The sequence below is a fragment of the Pseudomonas sp. GM33 genome (genome assembly GCF_000282295.1).
Lineage (GTDB): Bacteria > Pseudomonadota > Gammaproteobacteria > Pseudomonadales > Pseudomonadaceae > Aquipseudomonas > Aquipseudomonas laurylsulfatiphila.
This window is the reverse complement of the sequence record NZ_AKJO01000020.1, coordinates 42,098-64,304: the sequence shown is the minus strand read 5'-3', so window position 1 is coordinate 64,304 and position 22,207 is coordinate 42,098. Positions and strand designations below refer to the sequence as shown.

The 22,207-nt window shown below is 57.3% G+C and carries 22 protein-coding genes; 8 read left to right on the top strand and 14 right to left on the bottom strand.

Translation table 11 applies throughout. The features are described 5' to 3' along the window. Positions 1–113: 113 nt before the first annotated feature. Positions 114–1,982 (bottom strand): sigma-54-dependent Fis family transcriptional regulator, encoded by a 1,869-nt coding sequence (locus PMI26_RS25570; protein ID WP_007970868.1) that lies wholly within the window; start codon positions 1,980–1,982, stop codon positions 114–116. A gap of 314 nt (positions 1,983–2,296) precedes the next feature. Between PMI26_RS25570 and PMI26_RS25575 the strand changes: the two genes are divergently transcribed. From PMI26_RS25575 to PMI26_RS25595, 5 genes are all read left to right on the top strand, one after another. Next, the gene (locus PMI26_RS25575; protein WP_007970867.1) at positions 2,297–3,097 is read left to right on the top strand and encodes an SDR family NAD(P)-dependent oxidoreductase; all 801 of its coding nucleotides are present in this window, start codon (positions 2,297–2,299) and stop codon (positions 3,095–3,097) included. 162 nt (positions 3,098–3,259) lie between these two features. Continuing rightward, positions 3,260–4,930: a flavin-containing monooxygenase gene (locus PMI26_RS25580; RefSeq protein ID WP_007970866.1), complete on the top strand. Its 1,671-nt coding sequence runs from the start codon at positions 3,260–3,262 to the stop codon at positions 4,928–4,930. Positions 4,931–5,043: 113 nt separating this feature from the next. Further along, on the top strand, positions 5,044–6,492 hold the full coding sequence (gene gabD, locus PMI26_RS25585) for an NADP-dependent succinate-semialdehyde dehydrogenase (RefSeq protein WP_007970865.1): 1,449 nt from the start codon (positions 5,044–5,046) through the stop codon (positions 6,490–6,492). 110 nt (positions 6,493–6,602) lie between these two features. Beyond that, the gene (locus PMI26_RS25590) at positions 6,603–7,934 is read left to right on the top strand and encodes a carbohydrate porin (protein ID WP_007970863.1); all 1,332 of its coding nucleotides are present in this window, start codon (positions 6,603–6,605) and stop codon (positions 7,932–7,934) included. An 87-nt stretch (positions 7,935–8,021) separates the two neighbouring features. Next, on the top strand, positions 8,022–8,804 hold the full coding sequence (locus tag PMI26_RS25595; RefSeq protein WP_033047432.1) for a (S)-acetoin forming diacetyl reductase: 783 nt from the start codon (positions 8,022–8,024) through the stop codon (positions 8,802–8,804). Positions 8,805–8,943: 139 nt separating this feature from the next. Here the strand turns inward: PMI26_RS25595 and PMI26_RS25600 are convergent, their stop codons facing one another. Genes PMI26_RS25600 through PMI26_RS25615 form a run of 4 tightly spaced genes read right to left on the bottom strand, consistent with a single transcriptional unit; the run spans position 8,944 to position 12,607 of the window. After that, positions 8,944–9,927, bottom strand: a complete 984-nt coding sequence (locus PMI26_RS25600) for an LLM class flavin-dependent oxidoreductase (RefSeq protein WP_007970858.1) — start codon at positions 9,925–9,927, stop codon at positions 8,944–8,946. 44 nt (positions 9,928–9,971) lie between these two features. Then, the gene (locus tag PMI26_RS25605) at positions 9,972–10,778 is read right to left on the bottom strand and encodes a sugar phosphate isomerase/epimerase family protein (protein ID WP_007970856.1); all 807 of its coding nucleotides are present in this window, start codon (positions 10,776–10,778) and stop codon (positions 9,972–9,974) included. A 15-nt stretch (positions 10,779–10,793) separates the two neighbouring features. Next, positions 10,794–11,594, bottom strand: coding sequence for a sugar phosphate isomerase/epimerase family protein (locus PMI26_RS25610; protein ID WP_007970854.1), 801 nt, complete (start codon positions 11,592–11,594; stop codon positions 10,794–10,796). After that, positions 11,591–12,607: an LLM class oxidoreductase gene (locus PMI26_RS25615; protein ID WP_007970852.1), complete on the bottom strand. Its 1,017-nt coding sequence runs from the start codon at positions 12,605–12,607 to the stop codon at positions 11,591–11,593. The genes PMI26_RS25610 and PMI26_RS25615 overlap by 4 nt, the downstream gene beginning before the upstream one ends. Before the next feature lie 157 nt (positions 12,608–12,764). Between PMI26_RS25615 and PMI26_RS25620 the strand changes: the two genes are divergently transcribed. Continuing rightward, positions 12,765–13,646 carry a LysR family transcriptional regulator gene (locus PMI26_RS25620; protein ID WP_007970850.1) on the top strand — a complete coding sequence of 294 codons (882 nt, stop codon included), beginning with the start codon at positions 12,765–12,767 and terminating at the stop codon, positions 13,644–13,646. 77 nt (positions 13,647–13,723) lie between these two features. Here PMI26_RS25620 and PMI26_RS25625 read toward each other — a convergent pair whose 3' ends face one another. From PMI26_RS25625 to PMI26_RS25640, 4 genes are read right to left on the bottom strand one after another with little or no spacing between them, the layout of a single operon-like run. Further along, a complete protein-coding gene (locus PMI26_RS25625; protein WP_007970848.1) occupies positions 13,724–14,125 on the bottom strand; it encodes a DoxX family protein in 402 nt (133 codons plus the stop codon). A 16-nt stretch (positions 14,126–14,141) separates the two neighbouring features. Further along, positions 14,142–14,813, bottom strand: coding sequence for an alpha/beta hydrolase (locus PMI26_RS25630; protein ID WP_007970847.1), 672 nt, complete (start codon positions 14,811–14,813; stop codon positions 14,142–14,144). Continuing rightward, positions 14,806–15,648, bottom strand: coding sequence for a DODA-type extradiol aromatic ring-opening family dioxygenase (locus PMI26_RS25635; protein WP_007970844.1), 843 nt, complete (start codon positions 15,646–15,648; stop codon positions 14,806–14,808). The genes PMI26_RS25630 and PMI26_RS25635 overlap by 8 nt, the downstream gene beginning before the upstream one ends. Before the next feature lie 19 nt (positions 15,649–15,667). Continuing rightward, positions 15,668–16,297, bottom strand: coding sequence for an NADPH-dependent F420 reductase (locus PMI26_RS25640; RefSeq protein WP_007970842.1), 630 nt, complete (start codon positions 16,295–16,297; stop codon positions 15,668–15,670). Positions 16,298–16,406: 109 nt separating this feature from the next. On the opposite strand from PMI26_RS25640, the gene PMI26_RS25645 reads away from it, so the two are divergent. Further along, entirely contained in the window at positions 16,407–17,306 is a 900-nt protein-coding gene (locus PMI26_RS25645; protein ID WP_007970841.1) for a LysR family transcriptional regulator, read from the top strand. A gap of 27 nt (positions 17,307–17,333) precedes the next feature. Here PMI26_RS25645 and PMI26_RS25650 read toward each other — a convergent pair whose 3' ends face one another. The 5 genes from PMI26_RS25650 to PMI26_RS25670 all read right to left on the bottom strand — a co-directional run bounded on the left by PMI26_RS25650 (position 17,334) and on the right by PMI26_RS25670 (position 21,124). Beyond that, a complete protein-coding gene (locus PMI26_RS25650; RefSeq protein WP_007970839.1) occupies positions 17,334–18,287 on the bottom strand; it encodes an alpha/beta fold hydrolase in 954 nt (317 codons plus the stop codon). A 54-nt stretch (positions 18,288–18,341) separates the two neighbouring features. After that, complete coding sequence (locus tag PMI26_RS25655) at positions 18,342–19,709, bottom strand: MFS transporter (RefSeq protein WP_007970837.1); 1,368 nt, start codon at positions 19,707–19,709, stop codon at positions 18,342–18,344. 97 nt (positions 19,710–19,806) lie between these two features. Next, positions 19,807–20,421, bottom strand: coding sequence for a nitroreductase family protein (locus PMI26_RS25660; RefSeq protein WP_007970836.1), 615 nt, complete (start codon positions 20,419–20,421; stop codon positions 19,807–19,809). A gap of 70 nt (positions 20,422–20,491) precedes the next feature. Continuing rightward, positions 20,492–20,845, bottom strand: a complete 354-nt coding sequence (locus PMI26_RS25665; RefSeq protein ID WP_007970833.1) for a putative quinol monooxygenase — start codon at positions 20,843–20,845, stop codon at positions 20,492–20,494. Between the two features lie 81 nt (positions 20,846–20,926). After that, entirely contained in the window at positions 20,927–21,124 is a 198-nt protein-coding gene (locus PMI26_RS25670) for a tautomerase family protein (RefSeq protein ID WP_007970831.1), read from the bottom strand. 166 nt (positions 21,125–21,290) lie between these two features. Between PMI26_RS25670 and PMI26_RS25675 the strand changes: the two genes are divergently transcribed. Continuing rightward, entirely contained in the window at positions 21,291–22,193 is a 903-nt protein-coding gene (locus PMI26_RS25675) for a LysR family transcriptional regulator (protein WP_007970828.1), read from the top strand. Positions 22,194–22,207 lie beyond the last annotated feature (14 nt).

Below are 22,207 nucleotides of genomic sequence, written 5' to 3'. Positions count from 1 at the left end.
TGGCCGATTACGGCCTGGTGGCAGACTTGTTTGAGGCAGTGCCGCAGTTGCAGCAATTGATCTGAACTTGAAACGATGGGGCCAGGCGCTACGTTCGTAGCGCCTGTGCATGCTCAGTTATAGGAGCCTTTGCCCGGCATTTTTATGCCGTGCTGGTTCACTTTGCGATAGAGAGTTGCACGAGAAATTCCCAATTCTTGTGCGGCCAGCAGAGGTTTCCAACGATTGCGTACAAGGGTATCAATCAATGTCTGACGTTCGGGGCTGCCCGATACCGCTTCCTGCCCCATTACCGGCGTGCTTGTGCCTAGGGTGGCAGGCAAGTCCTGCACGCCGATGATGTGGCTGGTACAGACTGCACACGCGTAGCGCAGTACGTGATGCAACTGACGCATATTACCTGGCCAGTTGTAGTTCAAGAGCATTTCCAGTGCCGCCTCGCTCAGTTCAAGCTTGTCTCCCGAGCGCTGACACTCCTCATCCAGCAGCCTGTTGATCAGCGCGAGCTTGTCTTTGCGCTCACGCAGTGGCGGTATGTCGAAGCGCGCTCCGCTCAAACGAAAATACAGGTCTTCGCGAAAGCCGCCGGCTTCCACTAGCGTGGAAATATCACGGTGACTGGCGCAAATGACCTGGATGTCGATGGACTGTGGCCGGGCGCCACCTAACGGCGCCACCTCCCCCTCGCTCAGGACTCTGAGCAAGCGAGTTTGCAACATCAGCGGCATATCGCCGATTTCATCCAGGAACAGCGTGCCACCATCGGCTTGTTGCAACAGGCCGCGCATGCCTTTGCTGGATGCACCGGTGAACGCACCGGCGACATATCCGAACAACTCGCTCTCAATGAGATTCTCGGGTATCGCCGCACAGTTCACCGCAACGAAGGGTTTGTCGCGGCGCTTGCTGGCTCTATGCAGTTGCAGGGCGAAGTATTCCTTGCCAGCTCCCGTCTCTCCATGTATCAGAACGGGCAACCCGCGGTCCTTGACACGCACGGCCAGCTCTAGTGCCTGGGCGACCTTGGGATCAATTGATGAAACGACATTGTTCTCAACGGCCACACTGGTCGGTCTACGTGGAGCTTTGAGTCGAACGTGCAGCCCCATTGAAGGCAGGTAGTGAACACTGTCGTCGCTGGCGGCAGGCAATCGTGCCGAGCCGAATGCTTCATGGATACTGACGGGAATTCTGCCGTGGCGCTGTAACAAGAGGCGTCGGGCGGCGGGGTTGAGCGCCTGAATCACGCCATCGCGGTCCCAGGCGAACAGGCATTGTGGCTGGCTGTCGATGTAGCCGGGCAGGGGATGTGCGCGTAAAACCCAAAGATCCTGAGTGCTGTACATGAAGTAGGCGTTCTCGATGTCAGTGGCGCTCTGGATGACCATCTGCCTGATCAAGTGCTGACTGCGCCGGTCATCCGGAGAGCGGATCGAAGAGACATCCAGAACAGCCAGGATCTCGCCGTTTGGTGAAAACACCGGCGCGGCGGAGCAGGTGATTCCGATAAAAGCGGCGCGGAAGTGGTCGTGTTTATGCACGGTGACCGGCTGTTTGTCGATAAGGACCGCACAGACGCCCGTTGTTCCTTCTACGCTTTCGGACCAACAGGTCCCCACATCCATGCCCGCGCGGCGGTATTCGCTGCGTATGGTCGATTCAATGCGGTAGTCAACCGTGCAACCCAGCGTGTCGGTGAGCATCACACAGTAATCGGCGTCACGTACCCGGTTGTGCAGGCGAGATATCTCATCGCCTGCTAGGTGCAGGAAGTCGTCGACGCGCTCACGGTGCTCATGGAGCTGGTGAGCCTCAAGAATTCTGGGCCCCTGCAATGAACCAGGGTCGAGTTTGTGGTGCTGCACCGAGCGACGCCACGAATCGAGGATGATGTTGGGCACCGGCAGGGTCGGAGCACTTTCGGCAGTGCGTAACACTCGACTCACGTGGTCGACGTGAGTCTTTGCGTAGCCAGAGGACATGGTACCTCCGAAGGGTCAGATCTTATTTTTTGTGGGTTTCATTAAAGGCTTGTTGGGCAGCCCCCACAAGCTGATTCGATCTGCAGCTCCTGCGTGAGACATAACATCTCAGTATTCGCAGTCTTAAGGGCGGGGCAAGAGCCATTATGTCTTTCCTCAGCAGCCAGTCTCGCCACATTTTTAGTATTTGAAACCGCTCTATTCAGCGGCTTTCAGGCATTTGTTCGGTACTTGGCATCCGACTTGCTCTTACTGTCTCAGCGGGTCGTGTGAGACGGCCGCATCTCAACAACAATAATGAACAGAGGCATCAAATGAGCGTATCCAAAGCTATCGACTTCTCCCTGACAGGCAAAGTTGCCCTGGTGACAGGCGCCGGGCGTGGTATTGGTCAGGGCATAGCGCTGAGCCTGGCCCAGGCTGGCGCTGATCTGGTACTCGCCGATTACGACATCGGTATTGCCGAAGAGGCCGCCGCCAACGTTCGCGCCCTGGGTCGTCAAGCTGTCGCCATACAAGTTGATGTCAGCAAGACCGAGAGCGTTGCCAGCATGATCGAACAAGTCAGGAGCGCGTTTGGTCGGCTCGATGTGGCGGTCAACAACGCAGGTGTGGTCAGCCTCGGCAAGGTCGAGGAATTGCCGGTCAGTGAATGGGACCGAGTCATGAACATCAACGCTCGCGGTGTGTTTCTGTGCTGCCAGGCGGAACTCAAATTGATGCGCGAACATAAATTCGGGCGAATCATCAATCTCGCCTCGATTGCCGGCAAAGTCGGATTCCCAGACCTGTCCCATTACAGCGCTTCCAAATTTGCAGTGATCGGCTTTACCAACGCCTTTGCCAAAGAGGTAGCCCGCGAAGGCATCACCGTCAATGCACTTTGCCCTGGAGTGGTCGGGACCGGCATGTGGCGTGGTGATGAAGGGCTTTCTGCACGCTGGGCTCAGCCTGGCGAGACGGAAGTGCAGTCCTGGGAGCGCCACCAGTCTAGCCTCCTGCCCCAAGGCGAGGCCCAAACGGTTGAAGACATGGGCCAATTGGCGGTTTATCTGGCCTGTGCGCCCCATGTCACCGGACAGGCGATCGCCGTAGATGGCGGTTTCTCGCTCTAGTTGAACGCGCGGGAAAGTACTGACCCGCTCACCCGATATGTGTTGATCACTTGCCCCGGACGCTTAGTCATGGGGAACGGATGCGGCTTGCCTGCAGCTTTCAACAACGCACTGCCGTTAGTTGGGCTGTGGGGGCCAATAGATCGAAAACAGGAGAACATAATGACAACTACAGTTCTGGCCAAACGTTCCGTTGGCACCGATATCATTAACTACGACGCCATCGTGATTGGCGCAGGCTTCGGCGGCATCTACATGCTCAAGAAGTTGCGCGATGAACTCGGTTTGAAAGTTCGCGCATTTGATAAGGCGGGCGGAGTCGGTGGGACCTGGTTTTGGAACCGCTATCCGGGTGCATTATCCGACAGTGAATCCTTCGTCTATTGCTTCTCCTGGGATCGCGAGCTGTGCCAGGAGTGGGATATCACCACACGCTATCTGACCCAGCCGCAAATCTTGTCCTACCTGAACCACGCAGTTGATCGACATGAGCTGCGCCGGGATATCCAGCTCGACACTGCGATCACCTCTGCCGTGTTCGACGAGCAAAGCAGTCGCTGGCTGCTCAGCACCGATGACGGACATCAGTACAGCGCCAAGTATCTGGTTACGGCGCTGGGCCTGCTTTCAGCAGCCAATGTTCCGAAGATCAAAGGCCTCGATCAATTCAAGGGCCAGATGTACCACACCGCCAACTGGCCTGCTGATGCTGTGCTGGAAGGCAAGCGTGTGGGTGTCATTGGCACAGGTTCGACAGGTTGCCAGGTCATCACCGCGATTGCCCCGATAGTCGGCCACTTGAGTGTGTTCCAACGTTCCGCGCAATACACAGTGCCGGTGGGTAACGGCCCGCTCAGTCGCGAATACGTGGATGACATCAAACGCAACTACGACGCCATCTGGAAAGAGGTGCGCTCCTCGCGCCTGGCGTTCGGTTTCCAGGAAAGCGATATTCCAACCATGAGTGTCGATGCCGCCGAGCGAAAAGCCATCTTTCAGCGAGCCTGGGATGGTGGCGGCGGTTTTCGCTACATGTTCCAGACCTTCAATGACATCGCAACCAGCGAAGAAGCGAACATCGCCGCCCAGGACTTTGTGCGGGAAAAAATCGCGGAAATCGTCAAGGACCCGGAAACCGCGCGCAGGTTGATGCCCCGCGACCTCTATGCGAAACGGCCACTGTGTGACAGCGGTTACTACGCCACCTTCAACCGGGAAAACGTGTCGCTGATCGATGTAAAAGCCAATCCTATCGAAGAAATCACCGCCAAGGGCATTCGCACCGCGGACGGGGTAGAACACGAACTGGATGTACTGGTATTTGCCACCGGCTTTGATGCCGTGGACGGCAACTACAAGCGCATCGATATACGCGGGCGCGACAATGTGTCGATCAACGATCACTGGGCTGACGGACCGTCGAGTTATCTATCGGTCGCCACCGCCAACTTCCCCAATATGTTCATGATTCTCGGCCCGAACGGTCCTTTTACAAACCTGCCACCCACTATTGAGACGGAAGTTGAGTGGGTATCGGAGCTGATTGGCTTCATGGAGGAAAACGAGTTGGCATGCGTGGAGCCCGATCCGCAAAGCGAGCATGAATGGGGCGTGACTTGCCAGGAAATCGCCGATCAAACGCTGTTCGCCAAGACCGACTCTTGGATCTTCGGTGCCAACATCCCCGGCAAGAGCAATAAGGTTTACTTCTACATGGGCGGACTGGGGGCATTCAGCGAACAGCTTGCGTCAGTAAAAAACAATGACTACCGAGGCTTCAAGTTCAAGGCCGTGAGTGTGTCGGACAAGCACGCGCGTATCGCCCTGCATTGATCGACCGGACGCAACCGGCAATCACGGATGCATTCGCCTGTAGCGCAGGGCGCACAGGCGAGTGTTGAACAGGTGCGGCTCCGCCGGAGCTGCGCGCCATTGGAGAACATGCAGTGATACTGAATAACCCTCAACTTTTCCGCCAGCAATCCTATATCGATGGTGAATGGACCTCTAGTGACAGCGCCGCCACCATTACAGTCGTTAATCCGTCGTCCAATGCCTCTATTGGCCAGGTGCCACGTATGGGCAAGGCCGAGACCCATCGTGCTATTGCGGCGGCCGAACGCGCGCTACCTTCTTGGCGTGACCTGTCGGCAAAGGAACGCGCCACTGTGCTGCGACGCTGGTACAACCTGATCATTGAGAATCAGCACGATCTGGCTCAGATCATGACCCTGGAGCAGGGTAAGCCACTGCCCGAAGCATTGGGCGAAATCACCTTCGGCGCGTCCTATATCGAGTGGTATGCGGAGGAGGCCAAGCGTGTATACGGAGATATTATTCCGGGTGCCACGGACAAACGCCTGCTGGTCATCAAACAGCCCGTCGGAGTTTGCGCAGCCATCACCCCATGGAACTTCCCCAGCGCCATGATCACCCGCAAAGCCGGCCCTGCATTAGCGGCCGGTTGCACCATGGTCATCAAGCCAGCCTCTCAAACACCTTTTTCAGCACTGGCGCTGATCTACCTGGCCGAGCAGGCGGGCATCCCAAAAGGAGTCCTGTCGGTGGTGACCGGCGCGGCAGCAGAAATTGCAGAAGAGCTGACCAGCAACCCGACTGTGCGCAAAATTTCATTTACCGGCTCGACTGAAATCGGCCGTCAAATCATGGAAAAGTGCGCCCACGACATCAAGAAAGTCTCGCTGGAATTAGGCGGTAATGCGCCGTTCATTGTCTTTGAGGATGCTGATCTTGATGCTGCCGTAGAGGGAGCGTTGTCCTCCAAATTTCGCAATGCAGGGCAAACCTGTGTCTGCGCCAACCGCCTGTATGTCCACGACAAGGTATACGACACCTTCATCGACAAACTCGCTTCAGCGGTGGGCGCACTGAAAATCGGTGACGGTTTTTCTGACGGCGTTACCCTTGGCCCATTGATTGATGGCAAGGCTGTCGCCAAAGTCCGCGAGCATATTGAAGATGCTTTGGCCAAGGGGGCCAAAGTCATCAAAGGAGGCGCCGCCCATGCCTTAGGCGGCAATTTCTTCGAGCCGACCATTCTGGTGAATGTGCCCGATAGCGCCCGGGTAGCTAAAGAAGAAACCTTCGGTCCGCTCGCGCCAGTCTTCCGCTTCTACGATGACGCCGAAGTCATCGGCAAAGCGAACGACACCGAGTTCGGCCTGGCGGCGTATTTCTATACCGCGAATCTGGGAAGGGCGTTCCGCATCGGTGAAGCCCTGGAGTACGGAATTGTAGGCGTAAACACCGGAATCATCAGTTCCGAAGCCGCGCCCTTCGGCGGTATCAAGGCGTCCGGTGTCGGCCGGGAGGGATCGAAGTACGGACTCGAGGACTATCTCGAAATCAAGTACCTGTGCCTGGCCGGCATTTAGCTCGCCACTGTCCTTTTTCAAACAAACATTTTTTTCATGGCCGCAACGGCGTTGCCCTGCGGTCTGGCTAACGCTGTGTCGTAAAAACATAAAAACAAGGAAAAATCGACATGAACACCTATTGGCAACTGCCGCTGGGGCTTGGGCTCCTGGCATGCATCACTGTACCTGCATCAGCAGCAGACTCCTCGTCCCGATGGGGATTGGGAGATTGGGGCGGTGAACGCAGTGAGTTATTGGAAAAGGGAGTAGACGTCATCGTCGGCTATACCGGTGAGGCAGCCACCAATCTGCACGGTGGCTACGATCATGACCGCACTGCTCGCTACACCGCTCAATGGGCTTTGGGCACGCACCTTGATCTGCAAAAACTCCTTGACTGGAATGACGCGGAGTTCCAACTGCTGGTGACCGAGCGTAATGGAAACAATCTTTCCAACGATCGAATTGCCGATCCGCGTACGGGCCAACTCAGCTCGGTGCAGGAAGTCTGGGGACGTGGTCAAACCTGGCGCTTGACCCAGATGTGGTATCGACAGAAGTTTTTCGACAGAGCCCTGGACCTCAAGCTGGGACGATTGGGTGTCAACGAGGACTTCAACAGTTTTCCTTGTGACTTCCAGAGCCTGTCGTTCTGCAGTGCTCCCGTCGGCAACGTAGCGGGGGATGTGTGGTACAGCGGTCCCGTTAGCCAGTGGGGGCTGCGAGCCAGGTACAACATTGATCAACAGTGGGCCGTGCAGATCGGGGTGTACGAGCAAAACCCTTCGAACCTGGAGACCAACAACGGCTTCAAGCTTAGCGGGAGTGGTACCAAGGGTGCACTCGTACCCGTAGAGGTGATCTGGACGCCGACGCTGGGCACTGAAGCGTTGCCGGGTGAGTACCGCTTGGGCTACTACCACAGCAGTGCCAGCGCGAATGATGTGTACGACGATGTTAACGGCCAGCCACAAGGGTTGACCGGCCAGGCGCCCAAGTCCCGCAGCAGCAAACATGGCGCGTGGATCATGGGCCAGCAGCAACTCACCACCCATCACGGCGATGCCTCACGCGGCTTGAGCGTCTTCGCCAGCGTGACCGTACACGACAAGGCCACTAGCGGCATCGAAAGTTTCCAGAACATCGGCGCGGTCTACAGAGGACCTTTCGATGCCCGGCCGAAGGATGACATCGGTTTGGGAGTCGCTCGGCTACTGGTCAACGATGACGTGAGCAAACGCCAGCGCCAGATCAATGAAAGCTCGGGCATCGACGACTACGATAACCCGCAATTCGTGCCCGTTCAGCACAGTGAGTACGACATCGAACTCAACTATGGGGTTCATGTTTCCGACTGGCTGACCGTGCGTCCGAACCTGCAGTACGTCCGTCACCCCGGCGGGGTTTATGAAGTGGATAACGCCTTGGTCGCAGGCGTGAAAATCCAGGCCAGCTTCTGACGGTTGACTGACTGGCGTGCCTGCCAACACGGCTTTTTTAATACTCGCTGTCTGATTTCCCCATAACGATAGAGAAGGAAAAATGAAATGAGTAAATCTCACGCAAAAGTTGCTTTTGTCACAGGTGCAGGTCAAGGAATCGGTGAGGCCATTGCGATGCGACTGGCGTCAGATGGTTTTGCAGTGGCCTGTGCTGACATGAACATCGAAAGTGCAAGTTTCGTGGCGGACAGAATCAATAAGAAGGGGGGCCGAGCCCTGGCGATACGGGTTGATGTGGCCGATCGTGAGGATGTCTTCAAGGCCGTGAAGCAAGCAGTGGAGGCTCTGGGTGATCTACACGTGGTCATCAATAATGCGGGCATTGCACCGATTGCACCGATTGAATCGATAACCCCAGAGATTTATCGGAGAACCTTTGATATCAATGTGGGTGGCGTTCTGTGGGGTATACAGGCGGCTGTTGATGCATTCAAGACGCTGGGGCACGGCGGCAAAATCATCAGCGCCTCCTCGCAGGCCGGTCACGTCGGCAATCCGGACCTGGCGGTGTATGGCGGGACCAAGTTTGCCGTACGGGGCATCACCCAAACGGCGGCCAGGGAGTTGGCCCACCTCGGCATTACGGTGAATGCTTACTGCCCAGGCATTGTGAATACACCCATGATGCGTAAGGTGGCTCAAGATGTGGCGGACAATGCCAACCAAAGCTTTGAATGGGGAATGCAGCAATTCGCCCAGCATATTGCGTTGAAGAGACTGTCTCAGCCAGAGGACGTTGCGGCCTGTGTGTCATTCCTGTCCGGGCCTGACTCTGACTACATGACAGGTCAGGCGGTCATTATTGATGGTGGCATGGTTTTCAATTGAGTCTTGACTGACGGCCATGCGTTGCTGAAGCAATGTCATGCCGAACAGGCGTCGTCAATCACTCAAGCGGATTGACGACGCCTTGTAGCGGGGCATTCACCAATACCGTTTTCTTGCGTTAACTCAGCACATGGATGTCTCAGTCAAGCAGGTCGGCAATGGATTGCGCGGCCAGTTGATAGGAGCGGCAGCGTGCGTCGGGGTCATGAATTCTCGCATCGATGATCACCTCGTCCGCCTTGGTGGTCGCGATGAACTGACGCAGCCAGCTTCCCACATCATCCTGATCGCCTACCGCAGTGCAAGCCATGGCTTGCGCCAGATTATGCCGATCCGCGTCGGCGAGCCTTTCCATGTAACCCTCTTGCGGGCTCGGCAGCTTCCCTGCTTTGCCCGCGTATAAATTGGCCACCCAATGACGGTGCGAACTCGCCAGGTAATCGGCTTCGGCGCGTGACGGGGCTGCGAAGACATTAGCGCCAGCGATGACATAAGGGCGGTCAAGCAACATCGAGGGCCGGAACGAGGCGCGATAATGCGCGATGGCCTGCATCAGGAATCGAGGCGCGAAATGTGAAGCGAAGGCGTAGGGGAGCCCCATTTTTGCAGCGAGATCTGCGCTGTTGAGGCTTGAACCCAATAGCCATAGCGGAACGTCATGGGTTTCAGGGATTGCACGAACCGGTTGATTTCCGTTGTCCGCCAGGTAGTCCGTCAATTGCTGGATATCCTGGGCAAAGTCTCGCTCGGAGGCATCACCGCGCATGGCGCGAATAGCCAGCCCTGCCGACCCCGGTGCTCTGCCAATGCCCAAATCGATGCGACCGGGAAACAAGGTATTCAATGTCCCGAACTGCTCCGCCACTATTAGAGGCGAGTGGTTGGGTAGCATGATTCCACCGGAACCGATACGCAGGGTGCTGGTTGCCATAGCAAGATGCTGGATGAGCAAGGTGGTCGCCGAAGAGGCAATTCCCGGAAGGTCGTGGTGCTCGGCGATCCAATAGCGTTTGTAGCCATGGGCTTCCACGTGTCGCGCCAGGGAGGCGGCGTCATCCAGCGTGTTGGCAAAGGTTTTTCCTTCGCCGATCATCATGAGGTCAAGCACAGAAAGGGCTGTCATTGCATGTTCCGTTTTTGAGTTGAGTTCTGTGACGCGGCCATCCGCTACTTCAGCGTGAAATCCGACCAGGACGGATGACGTTCCAGGCGTTGATCGATTTCCCGTAGCGTTGCCAGGCAACGCTGGAGCTTGAGGTAAATGTCCCCCCCGTAATCCCAGCCGAGCACGCCAAGGCTGCCGGTATAACCGACGCGATTCAGCGCGGCGATCAAGGCGAAGTTGTCCATCTCACCGCGGTCGACTGGCTCCATCGTCGCCACGCCGCCCCAGCCCAACTGCGAAAGTGCACTGCCAGAAGTCACCACTTGCATGAGCCAGGGTTTCATTGCTGCAAGGCGCCGCTCCAATTCGCCTTCCTGGCTGGCGTACCAGTGATACCCATTGAACGAGGCCCCCAGGCGTGGGTGAGAAAAGAGCTCGCAAATCTGTACGACTTGCGTAGTCGTTTGGGTGACATGATGAAGATGCGGATACAAGGCGATCCGTAATCCGCGTCGCTCGACAATGGGCAGCAGCGACTCGATAAACCGCAAAATGGCTTGGGCGCCATTGACGGTGGTCTGAATCGCCAACTCGATCAGCTCTACACCCTCGACGGTTTCGACGATGCGCCGTATCAGGGAATCGTTGCGTCCCTCATGTAGCACCAGATAAAGGCCTTCAATGTGCAGGCCATGGTTTTCCCGGACGCTGGGCAACAGGCTAAGGTCAGTCAGTGGTGTGCCGCCCCAGGCGGCGACAGTGATGCCGTCGTAGCCGATCTCGGCCAACATTTCGCACTGTGTCTGAAAGGCGTATACGCCCATCGACGAGTAGAAGAAGGAATCAAGTGCATGGATGCGCTGAGCCATGATTTATCTCCTGGCTCAGCGGGGCGAGTCGGTCAAGACGGCCCACTCGGGGTGGGCGGCCAACCGTTGTTCCATGGACCGGAAGGCGGTGACCGATCGGCGAAGGTTGCCGTAGACATCGCCGCCCATGCTCTCCCAGCCGAGCACGCCAAACCGCCCGTCAAAGCCGCGTCGTTCGAGCGCGCCCAACAGCACGAAGTTATCCATTTCCCCCTCGTCGAGCGGTTCGATGGTGGCCAGGCCGCCCCATCCGAGCGGGGAGCGCCGAGTACCGGCGATGTTCACCTGTTTCAGCCAAGGCCACATCGCGTCAAGGCGCTGCTCCAAGGCCTGTTCTTCAGTCGCGTACCAGTGATATCCATTGAACACGATGTTGAGTCGCGGATGGTTGAACTCCCTGCAAAGGGCCACTGCTTCGGTGGTCGTCTGCATGCCGTAGCGGGCATGCGGATACAAGCTGATCTCCAGGCCTCGGCGCTCGCAGATCGGGAGTAGGCGTTGGATCATTTGGCGGTCGAAGTTGGTGACTTCGTCGCCGGAATGCAGGGCCAGTTCGATGGTGGTGCAGCCCTCGATAGTCTCGAACACGTTGGTCACAAATGATTCCAGGCCCCTGCGATAGATCAGGTAGACCGCACCGACGTCCAGGCCCCAGGTGGGTTTGACCTGGGCGATCGACTTCAGGTCGTTACTCCAGGCAGACATCGTCAACCCTTGGTAGCCAAGCTCGGCAAGCATCTCGCACTGCGCCGCCAGGGGATAGGTCCCCAAGGCTGTCTGAAAGATGAAATCCATGTGATGCAAAGGACGATTCATGAGTGGGTCTGCGCTGTAGTTGGTTTGGCGGGTAAGGGCACACTTGGAAAGTGCGGCAAGAGGTATTCGCCTAGCTCGTCGATGACTTCCGAGGCGTGGCGTCGTTGGGGTTTGAAGTGCAGGGCAACGTGACTGACGCCTTGATCCTGCTGACGTTTCCAGTGTTCGATCAGCGCGTTTCGTCCGGCACGCAGCACGCGCCCCGCCTGGAGGGGATGGTTCGGATCTCGGTCCAGGTCGAACAGAGTGCCGTAGCCATACGGCTTGTAGACGTTGTCGCCGCAGGCTGCACGCCACCGCTCGATGATCTGGGGAATCAAGTCTGGGTTGGAAATGTAGGAAAGAATTCCATCGCTGTTTTTACCAACCCACTCAAACGACTGGCCGGCTTGACCAATGATAATGGTTGGCATGCGTGAGCCCACGGGTTTGGGAACGAGGTCGATGTCTCCATTCAACTGGCCATAAAACCGAGACGGGTGCACGGCCCAGTGTGTTTCCGAAGCGGCGCGGATGATTGCCAGCGCATCACGGAAACGCTCTGCGCGATTGCTGAAGTCGAGTCCGAAGGCAGGGTATTCCACCGGCCGATCACCTGTGGCCAGGCCCAGAATAAATCGCCCGCCCAGCAGTTGATCGATACTCGCGGCCTGCTTGGCAACAATCAACGGATCGCGCAGGGGCAGGACAATGCCGGCAGTACCGATGGCTATCTGCTTGGTCACGGCAGCGAGGAAGCCGGCGTATACCAACGGATCAAGAATTTGCCCCACGTCACCGAAGTTCGGATCGTAAAAGGGCACGTCCCGTAGCCAGATGGCAGAAAACCCCGCTTCGTCAACCTTATGAGCTAACTGCGCGTGATCCTGCAGGGTCGGGCCCGGGCTATCGGGATAGCTTTCAAGCGGTGCAATAAAACCGAAGGTCAAATGGCCGGGTTGAAAAACCCGCGCGAAGCCGGGGTGCTGTTTGAGCGCCGGTGCGAGTTCAATGGGGGAAGGCATCGAAGTCATTCGAGGTCTCTCATGTAGTCAGATGACGTTAACTTCGCGGTGCGATAGAGCGGGTGAAGTCACAATGGCGGTGACTATAAGTTGTATGATTGGAAAGAAAAACAGGATGAAATTCCGATCATTTACGAAAATAAAGCTCAAATACATTGAGGTGGCCATGGATCATTTTGGAGCGCTCGGCGCGTTCGTTCATGCCGCGCAAACCCGCAGCTTTACCGAAGCCGGGCGCAGAACCGGCGTGTCGTCATCTGCCGTTGGCAAGGCGGTTGCGCGATTGGAGGAAGAACTGGGTGTGAGGCTGTTTCATCGGTCCACGCGGGCCATCACCCTGACGTCCGAGGGCAGCCTGTTTCTGGAACGCTGCCATCGAATTTTTGCGGAATACGAAGTCGCCAAACGGGAGATCACTCAGGCTGCCGGTAAACCCCAGGGAAAGTTGCGCCTCGGTTTGCCGCAGCTGGGGATGAGGCTGATGCCTCACTTGATTGCGTTTCAGCAGGCATATCCCGACGTGGAGCTGGAGCTGGAGTTCAGTGATCGGTTGGTCAACGTGATCGAGGAGGGTTTCGATGCCGTGATGCGAATCGGTGAAGTTGAAGACTCGCGGCTGATGATGCGCAAGCTCAACGGCTACAGTCACCGCCTGGTGGCATCTGCTGCCTATCTTTCACTGCGAGGTGTTCCTTCACGACCCTCGGAACTGTCCAGCCATTCATGTCTGCGTTACCGATTTCCCACCAGCGGTAAACTCGACCCCTGGCCTCTGATGACGAAAAAGGGGCAGACCAGCGTTGAACTGGGGCAGTCAGCTACCGCCAACGCAATTGAACCGTTGATGGCAATGGCTGAGGCGGGGCTGGGAATCGCCTGTCTCCCTGATTTTTTCGTCGAGGACGCGATTGCTGAAGGACGATTGGTGCCGGTACTGGATCGCTACGTTCGCGACCACCGCACGTTCAGCATTCTCTGGCCATCGAGTCGCCATCCCTTGCCCAAGATAAAGGCGTTCGTGAGCTTCATGACATCGCGCCTGACGTGATGACTTACGGCTGAGCTCAAACGAAAACCACCGACGCTCCGGGGCAGGGCGTCGGTGGATGTTGAGCCAGCAGTAACTTACGCGTTGCTGGATGCTTTTGTCGCCATGGCGCCGTCGCCCAGCAACGCGACAACCAGAGCTGTTGCCGCCAGGTAGACAGGATATTCCCAGCCGCCATTGGCGTTAGTGAAGCTCCAGCCATTACCGAAGTGGACGGTAGCGGCCACGACCAGTTGAACCACCGCCAGAGCGGCCACCCAGCGTGCGTAGACACCCAGCACCAGCATCAAGCCGCCGATGACTTCAAAGGCCATGACCGGGTACGCCAGGAAACCCGGGAAACCAATAGACTCAAAAAAACCTGCGGTGCCAGCGGGGGTGAACACCAGCACCTTGGTCAGGCCGTGAGCAATGAACATGATGCCAAGGGCCAGGCGCATAACGAGTGCGGCATACGGAGCGGTACGTGAATCGATCATGGTGCAGTTCCTTTTTTTACTTGGAGAGAGACAGTGTGTGGTTCAGCCATTGCGAAAAATCCGCGAGTTCTTCAGCGATGATCTCGTGGGCCATGTCGTAGAAGTGCGTTTCATGGACAACGCCGATTCGATCCAGCCAGACGTCCGCTTCTTTCGCCCAGGCCACAGGCAGGACATTGTCCTGATGTCCATGGGCAATGAACGCGCGGACGGACTTGAGCCGATTGGCAGAGGCGATCCGAGGGTCAAGTTCACGCAGCATTCGGCCGCTCAAAATGGCGAAACCGGCAACCTGCTCAGGCTCCGTGAGCCCAAGGCTCGCGCTCATGATGCCGCCCTGGCTGAAGCCGGCGATCACGGTCGGCAACTTGGGGAGTGCTTCGATAAAGCGTTGCAGCAGTTGCCGGCTTGACTCTGCTTGCTCTTGATTGAACGAAGGGCCGTTGCTGGTGAAGTTCACCTGATACCAGGCGAAGCCCTGTGGGCCGACTTGCAGCGGACCACGCAGCAGGATCACTTCCAGCTCTTGCGGTAACCATTTGGCCAGCGAGGCGAGATTCGCTTCGTTTGACCCCACACCATGCAGTAAAAGCAGACGGCCCTTGGGCGCCGCAGTACGGCTCCCTTTGCGGAAAAACAGGCCCGTTTGCGGCTCGCGTGCCGCTTCAGAAAATGTCATGTCACCCATGGTCTGTCATGCCTTGACTGAGTTGAAAGGATTGAGGTCCATTCTTGTGGTTAGAGGAAAAAAGGTAGCTGTCCATCGACAACACTCCGTAGCTCACGCCGCCCTCAAGAACACGGGTTTCATAGTGTTCGCCGGCCGCGCCAAGGGCGATGAGCAACGGCAAGAAATGCTCGTCAGTCGGGTGTGCGCGTTCGGCGGATGGGGCGTGCTGCATGAAGTTCAGCAGTAGATCAGTGTCCCTTGCCTTCAGGGCTTTGGCGGTCCAGGCGGCAAATTCTTTTACGTAGTCCGCCCCATGGCTGGCAGCCCCGCGAAACTCATACAAGTTATGGGTCAGGCTCCCGGAAGCCACGATCAGCACGTTCATATCGCGCAGCGGCATCAGCGCTTTGCCCAGTTTCCAGGCCTGGTAGGTGTCGAGTCCGGCAGGCATGGATACCTGAACGACGGGAATGTCGGCTTCAGGGGCCAGATAAAGCAGAGGCACCCAGGCGCCGTGATCTAGGCCTCGACGGGCGTCAAGCCGAGACTTCCATCCCGCGTTTTGTAGCAGGCCCACGATATGGGCGGCGAGGGCCGGAGCACCCGGCGCCGGGTAACGCAATTGGTACAAGGCGTCGGGAAACCCACCGAAATCGTGAATGGTTTCGGGCGCGGTGCTCGCGGTAACGCAGACTTCTCCGCGGGTCATCCAGTGCGGGGAGAGAATGACGATGGCATCGGGTCGCGGCAGTTCGCGACCGATCTCGGCCAGACGTTGACCCGCCAGACCAGGCTCGATGGCGAACATCGGCGCACCATGCGACACAAATAACAGGGGGAACGAAGTGTTCATGATGATCGCTCCTCAATGATTACTTGTTAAGCCACACAGGGGCGATGGAGGTGCCCATGCCCGCGCCATAGCCAAGGTATATATTCAATCCAGCCAATGGCTCCAGGTAACGGGAATTGACCAGCGCGCCTGCGTCAACCGTGTTCCAACCCAGGCTCTGTGCCAAGGCGATAGCCGTCTGTTTGGCGCGTTCGCTGTCGCTGGCGACGAACACGCTGCCACGCTGGTCATTGGCGAAATTCGGGCCGTCGGCGAGCACCTGGGCGAACAGTGTATTGAACGCTTTGACGACATGGACTTGAGGAAAGGCTTTGGCCATTTGCTCGCCAGCGCTCGTCACATGACCGATGGTCAGCGACATGTAGTCGGCGCTCAGGGGGTTAGTGATATCGATGACTACCTTGCCTGTCAGATCGCCCAGACTTTGCAAAGCTCGGACGGCGTCTTCGTAAGCGGTTGCAACCACAACGACTTCACTGTCACCCAGTGCCTCGGCAGCCGGATAAGCACGAACATTGTCAAATTGAGCGGCCAGCTTTTCAGCCTTGTCGAGGTCGCGACCTGTGATTCGGACGATGTGGCCGACACTGGACAGTTGTTTGGCGAACGCCGAACCCATGTTGCCGGTACCCATTACTGTGATTTTCATCGCGACCTCATTTGCCTTGATGTGCGTTTCAATGGCCTCAGTTTATAGGTTGAGATCTTGAGATAAATAAGGCCAAATGCGACTAACCGTTCCACTTATCGAGACAATGATGGACAGAGCACTTGAGATGCAGGTTTTCTGCACCGTGGTCGATAAAGGCAGTTTTGTCGGGGCGGCCGAACCGCTGGAGATGTCCAAGGCGGCCATTTCACGTTATGTGAGCGGCCTGGAAGAACGGCTCGGTGCGCGGCTGTTGCATCGCACAACCCGCCGGCTTTCATTGACGGAGGAGGGGCGTCAGTTTTACCACCAGGCGCGTGAAGTCCTGGCGCTCATGGATCAGGCTGAGGAGGCCGTATCGTCTACCGCTCCGGAACCCAGTGGCGTTTTACGGGTGAATGCACCGGTCAGTTTTGGTGTGCTGCACTTGGCGCCGTTATGGGGCGACTTCATGAAGGCCTATCCCAACGTCGAGTTGGACATCAGCTTGAACGACAGATTGGTGGATCTTGTGGAGGAGGGCTTCGATGCCGCTGTTCGTATTGCCCGCATGGAAAGCTCTTCCCTGATAGGGCGCCGTCTGGCTGGCACGCGGATGTGCCTGTGTGCGTCACCCGACTATCTGGCGAGCCACCCTCAAGTGCGCACGTTGGCAGACCTGGCAGGGCACGGAGTGATTGCGTACACCAACTTCGCCAGTGGCAATGAATGGCAGTTTACGGGCCCTGATGGCAGCGAAAGTGTGCGCACCCGCTCGATTGTGCGCTGCAACAATGGCGATACCTGTCGCAGTATCGCCCTGGCGGGGGGCGGCATTGCCTTGCAGCCCAACTTCATGGTGGCCGACGATCTGCGCAAAGGGGACCTGATCGAGATTCTGCCTGAGTACCAATCCGTCGAACTGGGCATCTACGTGGTCTATCCCACGCGCAAGCACTTGGCAACCAAGGTCCGGGTGCTGATCAACTTTCTCGCTGAGCGATTTGCCAACCCTCAATGGGAGCAGTAGAGAGGACTTCGCCGGACAGCGGCAGACTCAATACTTGTCCAGGAAGCCTCGCAGGTCGGCCGAGAACTTTTCCGGATTTTTCAACGCCAGGAAGTGATCGCCCTGTTCGGCCTTGGTATACACATGCAGCGCAGATCCGGAAACGACCGAATTCATCCAGCGCTGGCTGTCCAGCCAGTCGCTGTATTCGCCAGTGAAAATCGCGGTAGGAACATCAATCTTTGCCTGGATGACATCCCGCCAATCGTTGGTGACGTGATCGAACAGCACGCGTTCCATAAACGCCATGTCATCCTTCATAACGGCCTGAGCCAGGCTTATTACGTTGTGAAACCAGGGTGAGTCCAGGGCAGTGGCGCGTTCCAGCACCCGAGTCGCGCTGATCAGTTGATTAGTGGGCGCTCCTTTGGCGTAGGACGCAATCATGCGCTCGGGCGAGGTGGTGAACGCCCCAGCTTGCAGTCGCTCCTGTTCCGTCCAGTCTTCGTGACAATAAACGGAGGGTGCCTGGTCAATGATGCTCAGCGTACGCATGCCTTGTGTGCCGAACAGGTCGATATAGGCCCACAGGATCGACGCCCCCATCGACCAACCGCAGTAATCGGCTTCGGGCACGCTCAGGTGATCGGCAAACTGTTTTACGTCCATGGCATGTCGGGAAATTCGGTTGCCAAAGGCTACCTTTTCAGAGAATCCCTGGTTTCTGACATCCAGCACGTACACGTGATAATGCTGGCTGAGGATGTGCATGAGGTGGAAATACAAGGCGCCGTTGGCTGACCATCCCGGGATGAAAATCAACGGCGTGCCAGCCCCGGCCTCCCAATAGGTGAGGTTAACCCCGTCGCTGGTGACAAAGCTGTTGAGTTTCAGGCCATCAAAGTCAGAAACGCGAACCGGTTGGCCAGGTATTTCATGGGGAAAGTGGAAGTTTTGGCCCAGCAGTGAAAGCAGCGATTGATTGTTCAGTGGGTAATTCAAAGTGCAATCCAATCCGGTTGAAGAAATGGCGCGGAGGGCAGCCCCCTCCGGGATCTATTGACGTCGAGCGGTGGCCGTATACAGATTGACCGCGATGCAAAGCGCCAGGACCAACGCTGAAAACAGCATCGCGCTGGATAGCCCTGCAGAAAAATCGGCTTTGTCCGTATGAGCGATCATCCTGCCGAACACAGCAACACCTATCACGCCGCCCAGTTGCCGGGCGGAGGCCATCAGGCCGGAGGCGATGCCCGCGTCATGCTGCGTGACCGAGGACAGCATCGAGTTGGTGATGAACGGAACTGACATGGCGCTACCGATTCCCACCAGCATCAACGCACCGTTGAGCAGCCAGAGCGAGCTGTTGGATGTGGTCTGCGAGAGCGCGATGAACCCAACGATCTGAACCGTGAACCCCGTCGTGATAATGCGAGTGGCACTGAATCGCCGGGCGAACCTCGATGAGAGCATCGTGGAAAGTGTCAGCACCGCTGTCAGCGGGATAAACGACAAGCCGGTTTTGAATGCGTCGTAGTGCAGGAAGGCTTGAAAGTAGATGCTGAAAACAAAGACCGTCCCGTAAAACGTCAAATTGATCGCAGCGCCTGCAAGCGCCATGCTCCCAAGCACTTTGTTCCTCGCCAGGCGGGGGGGCAGCATGGGATGTTTAACCCGACGCTCGATCAGGATGAATGCCACCGCACTGATCGCGGCAATGGCCAATGCGGTGAGTGTTTCGCTCGCCCAGCCTTTGGCGCTGGATTCGGTCAAGCCATAGGTCAGAGACGCCAGGCAAATCGCGATACTGATTTGCCCTGGCAAATCGACCTGCTTATCAACCCGAGGGGAGGCGGGGGCATAGCGCAGAATCAGCCCGACTGCCAGCAGGCCGATCGGAACATTCAGCAGAAATACGCTTCGCCAGCCGAAGTACTCGATCATCAAACCGCCAATCACAGGACCGGCAGCCAATGCGATACCCCCACAGGCGCCCCAAAGTGCAACAGCGGCACGACGCGAGTCGGTGTCATGAAATGACACGCGAATCAGGGTAAGTGATGTCGGTATCAGAAAAGCCGCTCCAATGCCCTGCACGATACGCATGGTGATCAGCATGCTCATGCTGGCGGCGGCACCACAGCCAATGGAGGCAAGCGTAAAGAGTGCGAAGCCCGCGGCAAACACGGATTTTGCTCCCCATTTGTCGCCCCAGGCGCCCCCCAGGATGAGCAGGGCAGAAAAAGGCAACGCGTAGCTGTTGATGACCCACTGCAGGCCGGTGAGGTCACTACCGAAAGCAGTCTTGAGAGCGCCCAGGCCGACGTTGACGACACTCACATCGAGTTGAACGACAAGGAATCCCAAACAGGCGGCGATCAGGATCGCCCGTAGCGAGGCGGGTGAGATGGGTTTTTCGGACACTGGTTTAAGTCCAGGCATGTTGTAGGCGCGTGCTGATCATGAAATGCCAGTGCAGCCAGGCAGTGCCTGGCTGCACTGGCAGCACTGGCAGCATGGCTTACACGAATTGCAGAACTTCGTTAACAGCTTTGCGAGGCTTTTGAGGCCAGTTGGCCGAGCCTGGGTAGCCAACGGTGATCAACATCACCGGGATCTCCGTCGCGCCAAGACCGAACGCTTGTGCCACTGCCGATTGGTCGAAACCGATCATGGGCGTCGAAACAAGGCCTTGACCTTTGGCGGCGAGCATCAGGGTCATGGCCGCCAGCGAGCCCGAGCGGATTGCCTCATCGCGTTGCAACTGCGGGTTTTGCTGGTACATGCCTTGAGCGGCGCCCAGCCACATGTCGTAGATCGACTGGTCGATAATGCCGGCGTCCAGCGTCGGTTTCAGGGCTGAAGGCAGGGTTTCATGGGGATTGAGGGTGCCACAGACAATGAAGGTCACGGCGGCGTCCATGACTTTCTGTTGGCCGTAGGCCAGCGGCAGCAACCGTGCCTTGGCTTCACTGCTGCGAACGGCCAGGAACTTCCAGTTTTGGAGGTTGAAGGCCGAAGGGGCGTGCGTAGCCAGATCGATCAGGTCGCTGACCTGTTGGTCGGTCAACTCACGTTCAGTGTCGTAGCTGTTGGCGGAAATTCGGGACTTAATAACTTCAGCAATACCGGACATGGTGGTCTCTGTGCAGGGCGGGAGTGTGCGCAGCCACGGCGGTTACCGTCGGCGTGCGCAGTCAATGTAATTAGCGACTGAAGCCGTCGAAAGGGGTCATGTAGACCGCGCCGAACGGATCCAGGCGTTTGCGCACTTCAGCATCCGGCGTGCCGTAGACCACCAGACTTTTGATGGTGCACAACTCAAGGAAACGTTTGCCGAAGGGGGCGAAGGTGGTGTCTACGTGACTGACGATGGCGTCGGCGTTATAGCGTTCGAGGATGTGAACGGTGCTGTTGTCTTCGTTGACGCTGTATTCGTAAACCAGCGTGCCAGCCTCAGTGCGGGTGGCGGCCACGATATTGGAGATCAGTGCCTTGAACTCCGCAAACGCTTCGGGCTTTACAGCGAGGGAGAACAGGCAGGAAATATAGGAGTGCATGGTTAGCCCTTGCGTCAGAGGCTTGATAAAGCCATTGAGGATGCATCGCTGGCCAAGCCGATGCATTCGATGCTGATGGGGTCAGGATTTCTCGGGCGCGTCCCCGAACAGCTTGCCAGCACCGGCCCAATCCGAAGCCGCGACGTCCTCGAAAATGACGTAGATGTAATTGGCATCCGTACCGGTGTGCTTAACGATGCTTTCGGTGATCTCGGCGGCAACAGCGGCTTTTTGCGCGTGTTCTTTACCTTCGAACCAGCTCACACGTACGACGGGCATGATGATGTCCTTTTTGGGGATTGATGATCGGGAAGAGGTGCGCGACGTGCGATCACGAACTGCACCGTTACATTGCTGGAACTCATCTTACTGTTGCGAATAGTGGCGATAAACGGCCTAAAACTATAATGTGGGTAGATCAAAACTCTACAATTGGCGAATCGGCATGGTCCCTATCGAATCGTTTCAAGGCGTCATCACCTTCGTCGTGGCGGCGCGTTCGATCAGCTTCACCCAGGCTGCCGAGCGCCTCGGGGTGTCAAAATCCGCCGTCGGCAAAGCCATTGCGCGCCTGGAAGAACGCTTGGGTACACAGTTGTTTCATCGCACCACGCGTCGCATCTCCCTGACCGCCGATGGTGAGGCTTATTTCGTTGCGTGTTCTTCCGCCCTTGAAGAGATCGGTGCCGCAGAGAGCGGATTGGGGCCCGGTGGTGGCGAGCCCTCCGGACGCCTGCGAGTCGACATTCCTGTGGCATTCGGGCGTCGGGTCGTGGCCCCATTGCTGTTCGAGATCGCCAATAAGTACCCGGCTTTGCAATTGAGCCTGACGTTCTCCGATCACCTGGTTGACCCCTTCGAGGAAGGCATCGATTTACTGGTTCGCTTTGGAGAACTGCAAGACACCAGCGGTCTGGTGGCGCGACGCCTGACCCGACAACGCTGGGTCATTTGTGCCTCACCTGACTATCTGATGCGCTTTGGCGTCCCGCAGACCCTGGAAGACCTGAGCCAGCACCGTTGCATTGTCGGGCATCGACGCGGCCAGCCGCTGTCGTGGCGGGTCATGCAGACAGGGCAGACCGTACGTTACGCGCCACCTTCGACCCATCAGATTGGCGATGGGGAAGCCATGATTCTCGCGGCGGTCGCTGGCGCCGGTTTGTGCCAGATGCCACGCAGCCTGTTCCAGGAGGATATCCAGGCGGGCAGGCTGGTGGAGGTTCTGCAAGGGTATGAACCCAAAGCTGTCGATGTGCATGCCGTGTGGCCGAAGGTGTCTCACCTGCGACCGAAGGTCAGGTATGTGGTCGATGAGTTGGTCAGGCTCTGTGAGCATTGGCAGTGATGCAGTCCAATAGC